6 protein-coding genes are annotated in these 6,320 nt (G+C 48.0%); 3 read left to right on the plus strand and 3 right to left on the minus strand.

The window, feature by feature from the left end:
* Nucleotides 1–74 precede the first annotated feature (74 nt).
* The 3 genes from MGMO_RS12165 (at nucleotide 75) to MGMO_RS12175 (ending at nucleotide 1,975) form a co-directional block, all read left to right on the plus strand.
* The gene (locus MGMO_RS12165) at nucleotides 75–992 is read left to right on the plus strand and encodes an SPFH domain-containing protein (RefSeq protein ID WP_023495358.1); all 918 of its coding nucleotides are present in this window, start codon (nucleotides 75–77) and stop codon (nucleotides 990–992) included.
* A gap of 3 nt (nucleotides 993–995) precedes the next feature.
* Nucleotides 996–1,433 carry an NfeD family protein gene (locus MGMO_RS12170; protein ID WP_023495359.1) on the plus strand — a complete coding sequence of 146 codons (438 nt, stop codon included), beginning with the start codon at nucleotides 996–998 and terminating at the stop codon, nucleotides 1,431–1,433.
* Nucleotides 1,434–1,600: 167 nt separating this feature from the next.
* The gene (locus tag MGMO_RS12175) at nucleotides 1,601–1,975 is read left to right on the plus strand and encodes a DUF805 domain-containing protein (protein ID WP_023495360.1); all 375 of its coding nucleotides are present in this window, start codon (nucleotides 1,601–1,603) and stop codon (nucleotides 1,973–1,975) included.
* A gap of 160 nt (nucleotides 1,976–2,135) precedes the next feature.
* On the opposite strand, the gene MGMO_RS12180 is transcribed toward MGMO_RS12175, so the two are convergent.
* The 3 genes from MGMO_RS12180 to MGMO_RS12190 all read right to left on the minus strand — a co-directional run bounded on the left by MGMO_RS12180 (nucleotide 2,136) and on the right by MGMO_RS12190 (nucleotide 6,086).
* Nucleotides 2,136–4,799, minus strand: a complete 2,664-nt coding sequence (locus MGMO_RS12180; protein ID WP_023495361.1) for a UPF0182 family protein — start codon at nucleotides 4,797–4,799, stop codon at nucleotides 2,136–2,138.
* 104 nt (nucleotides 4,800–4,903) lie between these two features.
* Nucleotides 4,904–5,473 (minus strand): NADPH-dependent FMN reductase, encoded by a 570-nt coding sequence (locus tag MGMO_RS12185; RefSeq protein ID WP_023495362.1) that lies wholly within the window; start codon nucleotides 5,471–5,473, stop codon nucleotides 4,904–4,906.
* Nucleotides 5,474–5,486: 13 nt separating this feature from the next.
* A complete protein-coding gene (locus MGMO_RS12190; RefSeq protein ID WP_023495363.1) occupies nucleotides 5,487–6,086 on the minus strand; it encodes a DUF502 domain-containing protein in 600 nt (199 codons plus the stop codon).
* Between the last annotated feature and the right edge of the window lie 234 nt (nucleotides 6,087–6,320).

Here is a 6,320-nt window from a genome sequence, read left to right on the forward strand (position 1 = left end):
CATCCGTGAATGGCAGGATAAGGTCGAGCGTCTGCTTGGCAAAATTTTAGGCTAAATCATCATCAGGAGGGTTTATGAGTGCAGGTATCGTGTTTTTAACATTACTGGTCTTCGCAGTGGTGCTGGTGATTATGAGTGTCAAGTCGGTGAACCAAGGCATGGAGTTTACCGTAGAGCGTTTTGGGCGCTATACCAAAACCTTAACGCCGGGCTTGAACATCATCATGCCCGTTATCGACCGAATCGGCGCAAAAATGATTATGATGGAACAAGTCATGAACGTGCCGTCCCAGGAAATCATCACCAAAGACAATGCAATGGTGACCGTTGATGGCGTGGTGTTCTACCAGGTCATGGATACGCCCAAGGCGGCGTATGAAGTCAGGAATCTCGATGCCGCCATCTTGAACCTGACCATGACCAATATCCGTACCGTCATGGGTTCTATGGATTTGGATGAACTATTGTCCAAACGTGATGAGATCAATGCTCGCTTGTTATCTGTGGTTGATGAGGCGACTGGGCCTTGGGGAATAAAAATCACCCGTATTGAAATCAAGGATATATCGCCCCCTAAAGATCTGGTCGAAGCAATGGGACGGCAGATGAAGGCCGAGCGCTTAAAGCGTGCCTCTATCCTGGAAGCAGAAGGTTTGCGGCAGTCTGAAATACTCCGTGCAGAAGGCGCGCAGCAAGCGACAATCCTGGAAGCCGAAGGCCGCAAGGAAGCCGCCTACCGCGAAGCCGATGCCCGTGAGCGTCTGGCACAAGCCGAAGCCAAAGCGACAGCGATGGTTTCAGAAGCCATCGCAAAGGGGAATATCCAAGCAATCAACTATTTTGTCGCGCAAAAATACATTGAATCGTTAAAAGAAGTCGCCTCGGCAAGCAACAGCAAAATCGTTTTCATGCCGCTGGAAGCAGGCAACATCATCGGCGCATTGGGAGGCATTGCCGAACTGGCAAAAGACGCAATGGCGAAAAAGGGGTAAACCATGGCTGATTTTGTTTTCTGGTACTGGTGGGTGCTGGCGTTTGCATTCCTTATCCTGGAAATGCTCACGCCAGGATTTTTCTTCATGTGGCTGGCGCTTTCCGGCCTTATAACCGGTGCAGTCGTCGGGTTGACCCCTACATTAAGCATCAACATACAGGTGTTCATCTTTTCTGCTTGTGCCATTGTGGCGGTTACCGTCTGGCGGCTCTACGGCAAGAAATACCCTGTCGAAACCGACCAACCCTTGCTCAACAAGCGCGGCGCACAATATATCGGGCGAATTTTCCCTCTGTACGCCGCCATCGAAAACGGCGAAGGCAAAATCAAAGTGGACGACACCATCTGGAAAGTCCAGGGCGAAGACTGCGACATCAGCACCAAAGTCAAGGTGACGGGTATGCGGGGGATGGTGTTGTATGTGGAGAAGGTGGGATAAAACTTAGTAATTCATAAGGGTCGTAAGCTGGGTTGAGGCACGATAACCAGCGTTGGGTATTGGGTTTCCGCTTTGTTCCAACCCAGCTATATGAAACTAGGTGATAGCAATCGCCTTAGCTATCGACCTGTTGTGTATTTAGAGGCGCTACCAACAGGAGAAAGACGATGAATTGGTTTTTGGCGGCGCTTAACAAGTACGCGGATTTTTCTGGACGCGCCCAACGAAGTGAATATTGGTACTTTTATTTATTCTATATCTTGATTTATATCGCATTGGCCATGGTAGGTGGGTGGGTCGGTTCGTTAAGCGATAATTCGGGTGTAGGCATGGGCATACTCATGGGGCTATTCACGCTAGGAATGCTTATGCCTTCCATTGCTGTCGGGGTCAGGCGGCTACATGACACGGACCGGAGCGGCTGGTGGATGCTCATTGGATTAATCCCTATCATTGGGGGAATCGTACTGCTGGAGTTCTGCGTTCAAGATAGCCAACCAACGACCAATCGATTCGGCCCAAATCCGAAAATAACCGCTTAATTTAAACAATGGCTGTATAGGGGGGCTCTGAATAAGCCTACCGTCCTTGGTTAGGCAAGCTCACCGCAAACGGGGTATCAGCTTTACTGTTCGCTTGATATGCCTTCGATAAATTCAGCCTGTAGCCTGGATGAAGCTTTCAGGCTACATTTGCCCTACCTTACTGCCCATCCGGCTTAACAATCGCTTTTGTCGATCCCGTTTCTTTTACATCTGCGGCATCTTTCAGGTAAAACTGCTTTAGGCGGTTGAAGGCCGACCATAAGGTGGTGTCTATCACCAACCTGTCGCCGATGGAAACAATCACGCGGGTCAATTCGGGGATTTTGGTTTTGGTGGAAGTCAGGTAAATGGGCTGCACGTACAGGACGGTTTTGCCCATCGGCAGGATAATCATGCGACCCATTTCTACGGTTGATCCAGCTTGGCCCCAAAGCGTGAAATTGGCAGAGATTTCGGGGTTTTGGTTAATAAGGGCTTCCACCTGGGCGGGGCCGTTCACCTGCACGTCTTTGGCAAATTTATAGACGGTAATGCCGGGTTTGTAATCCTGGTTGCATTTATCTTTGTCCAATACGCCCGCGAGGCCGATCATGCTCAGGTTGTCACGGTTGATTGGGGTCATGGGGTTAATCAGGACGAATTCTTCCTGGTCATTGCAGTTGCCGAAATCCATCGTCTGGTAGTAGGGCATGACGGGGTTGTCGCGCACGGTGGCAAATTGCCAAGTCTCGCCTTGTTCATAAAAGGCTTCTGGCGTTTTTTGATGGTACTTGGCAAAGACTTTCATTTGCAGTTGGTAGAGGTCACGCGGGTAGCGCAAGTGTTGGCGCAGCTCTTCCGGCATTTCCTTCAATGGCTTAAACAATCCTGGGTACGCGTTGCTGTAAGCCTCAATAATGGAATCGGACGGGTCGGAGATATAGAAATCCAAGTCGCCATCATAGGCATCGACAACAACTTTGACGGAGTTGCGGATGTAATTAAAGTTTTGCTTATCCTTAGGGAACTCGAATTCATTAAGCCTGGAGACCGGATACTTGTCCGATAGGGTATAGGCATCCTGAATCCAGTAAAACCGATCCTTCTCCGCGACTAGGTAAGGATCGTTATCCAGGTGCAGGAACGGGGTCAGTTTCTTTACGCGATCCGCAATGTTTCGGTAAATCTTGACCTTACTGTCATTGCCGATATTGGTCGAGAAGAAGATCTTTTCTTCTTTCAGGTAGATCGCCAACAACGCCTTCCTGAACAAGGAATTGATCGGTATCCCACCTTCACCGTGGTAAACCTGGGAAATCCCAAGATCGGTATTTGGGTTACTGCCCGAAATATCGACGATATTCAGCTTGTTCGGCACGATGGCGTAATCATAATGGCCTTCGCCGTAATAGATGTCGGGGTATTTGACTTGCAGCCCCACCGTAGTGGTCATATTCAAGTCGCGCAAATACCAGACCAAGGGCTTATCGGCATCCTGGGCTGCGGATGACATGACCGCACCATAGCCGTGGGTGTAGCGCAGGTGGATGTTCTCCCAATTTTGCGCCTCATCCGGCAATTTGCTGGTGTTGATTTCCCGCGCAGCCAGGTTAACTTGGTGCATGTGATCCAGGATGGGATAGCGGTCTTCATCGACGTTGATGAATTGATAGTACGGCCTGATCTCCTGTAGCTGTTTGTAGCTGCTGATTAGGTGTTCCCTGTCCCAGACCGGGATGTTTTCAAAGCGTTTTTGGCTGCTCCAAGTGGTAATGTCTTCGGCGGCGTTCAGGTTTATCGACAAATCGACCGTTTTGATATTTTTGAGGTCGTAGGCATCCCAGGTCGCATCGATATTTTGCTGAATGAAGGACTTTTCAGTTTTGACGGGATTTGGATCGACAATGTATTTCTGAATAAAATTCGGTATAAATTCAACATGGGGCAATCCCCAGATCACAAGGAATGTCGCCAAAGAGATAAAGAAAGGCGTTTTGTTGCGGTGCATGTCCGAGAATATGTACACCCCTGCCATAACTGCCATCGCGAGGAAAGACACGATGCCCAGCCAGATTAGCGGCAATTGGTAACGGATTTCTATCGTACCCGGCCCGTAAAAGACGGGTTCGTGGGAGTCGGTGTACAGTAAGGAAAACCGTTGCAAAAGGAAGCCCCATACGACAAACATGACGACAAAGCCAATCAAGATACCTAAGTGTATTTTTGCGCCTGGGTGCAACTCCTTGTTTTGGTTGGGCACAAAAATGTGTTCCAGCCAATACAGCACACCTACCATAATAAAGATTAATATCGCCGTGCTTAACAACTCCGGTTGGATTAACTTGTAAATAGGCAGGGATAATAGATAAAAGCTGATGTCATTGCCATAAACCGATTCTGCCACGTTCGAACGGTTGCCAAAAAAGTACAGTAAGGTCGTTTCCCATTGGTTGTAAAAAGGGACTGCGATGAATATGGCTAAAAGCAGGGCAATCGGTGCGTATATTTTCGCCGAACCGTAAAGGAATTTTTCCGAAAATTTCTGGAATTTCACATTCTGGTCAAAATTGCTTAGGACCTCATCCTGCGGGTTCAGTCCCAGGTAACGCGATGCGATCCAGAAATGGAAAAGGAAAATCGTGAAGAAAAATAAAGTGACCCCGCCGGATAGGAAAAACTTGTACAGCAAGCGCAACCAAAAATAATTCTCAAGTTTTATGGATTGGAACCACCATAAATCGACGAATAAATCGAGAAAGATGAAATGGAAGGCAACAAACACGACTATCGAAATGACGATAGACGCAAAAATGACAGCGGGGATAAGGTTTAGGTTCCGCATAAGTTCCTCATGTAAACGGATGGGGCAAAGGTTCGTGTGCCTGGGTTTTTGTATTATATAAAAGTCTGATTGTTATAGCGTTTAACCCAGTCGATGAAAAGCGATTATTTTAGTCTTTGTAAATACTGCGCCAATGACGTACCCAATTTAAGGGCTGAATCCTGCTTGCCATCCTCCAGTAAATGTCCGTCGTCATGAAACGACTTGTCTGCATGGGCGAGCGCAAATTGTTCGGGCAATACGACCATGCCGATGTTTGCCAGCAGCATCCTTAAAAACACTAAGCCCCTCATCCCGCCGAGAGCGCCGGGCGAAGCCGCCATAATCACGGCGATTTTGCCGCGAAAAGCCAGCAGCGGCGTTTCGTCAGCTTCCCGGCGAGATGCCCAGTCGATGGCATTTTTTAGCACTGGGCTGAATGCGCTGTTGTATTCGGGCGAAGCAATCAGGAAGCCGTCGTGGGCAATCAACAGCTCTTTAAAGGCCCGTGCGGGCTTTGGCATTCCTTCCGCCGTTTCAAGATCTTGGTTGAAAATGGGCATAGGGTAAGTCGCCAAGTTGATGATGGTGACTTCCGCGCCCGCTTGCTGTGCACCTTGCGCGGCAATTTTCACCAGCTTTTGGTTGTAGGATTCTTTTCTGGTGCTACCGGAAAAAGCGAGTATTTTAGGCATATCGACGTGTTTATCAGTCTGAATTAGGCAATCGCATCATTTCGTCGGCCTTATCGTAATCAACGCCAACGCTGACGATAAAACTGGTGGCTTCTTCTATGTCCATTTCGGACTTAACCACTTTCGATTTATCGACAATCACAGTAAAACCGGACGTGGGGTTAGGCGAAGTTGGGATAAACAACACAACCTTGTTTTCGTGACGGTTAGTGACATAAGCGGGTACCCAAATGCCGGTTTTCGGGTATTCAACGTAAACAACCTCCTTGGCAATTGTTTGGTCATGGCTGGTAAACAAGGTAATTACTTTTTTGAGAACCCGGTAAATCGTATTGAAAAACGGGATCCTGTCGATAATATGCTCAAAGGCACTGATAACGATGGTGCGGCCTTTTTTGACAATCTCACGGCCTGTCCATACCAGAATAAGAAAGCTGATCAAAAAAAACACGATAGTATAAAGATAGCTATCGGCATACCCATAAACGAAACCAAAGGTATCAATCAACCGGTCTTTCAAAAAAATGATTATTTCCAGGACAATGACGATGGGGATAACCGCAAAAATACCTATCAGGAAATAATTCAGCAGCTTTTGGGTCGGCTCTTTCATTTTTTCTCCACCAAAACAAAGGTTATTCAGGGTTGGTTTATTTTATAGTTCCCACGTTCTACGTGGGAATGCCGCAAGGGACGCTCTGCGTCCCGTACCGCAGGAGCGGTACAAGAAATGTTCCCACGCGGAGCATCACTGCCATTAAGTTAAGCCCTATTTGTCTCAAAAGCACAGTTTTTTCTGCCGTTTATGGAAACTCAGCAACGAGCGGGCCGAACTGTTTTTTCGGGG

Origin of the sequence: Methyloglobulus morosus KoM1 (assembly GCF_000496735.2) — a bacterium.
Taxonomy (GTDB): domain Bacteria; phylum Pseudomonadota; class Gammaproteobacteria; order Methylococcales; family Methylomonadaceae; genus Methyloglobulus; species Methyloglobulus morosus.

Coding starts and splice junctions, on each gene's coding strand:
- MGMO_RS12165 (WP_023495358.1), top strand. CDS start 75: ATGAGTGCAGGTATCGTGTTTTTAACATTACTGGTCTTCGCAGTGGTG.
- MGMO_RS12175 (WP_023495360.1), top strand. CDS start 1,601: ATGAATTGGTTTTTGGCGGCGCTTAACAAGTACGCGGATTTTTCTGGA.
- MGMO_RS12170 (WP_023495359.1), top strand. CDS start 996: ATGGCTGATTTTGTTTTCTGGTACTGGTGGGTGCTGGCGTTTGCATTC.
- MGMO_RS12185 (WP_023495362.1), bottom strand. CDS start 5,473: ATGCCTAAAATACTCGCTTTTTCCGGTAGCACCAGAAAAGAATCCTAC.
- MGMO_RS12180 (WP_023495361.1), bottom strand. CDS start 4,799: ATGCGGAACCTAAACCTTATCCCCGCTGTCATTTTTGCGTCTATCGTC.
- MGMO_RS12190 (WP_023495363.1), bottom strand. CDS start 6,086: ATGAAAGAGCCGACCCAAAAGCTGCTGAATTATTTCCTGATAGGTATT.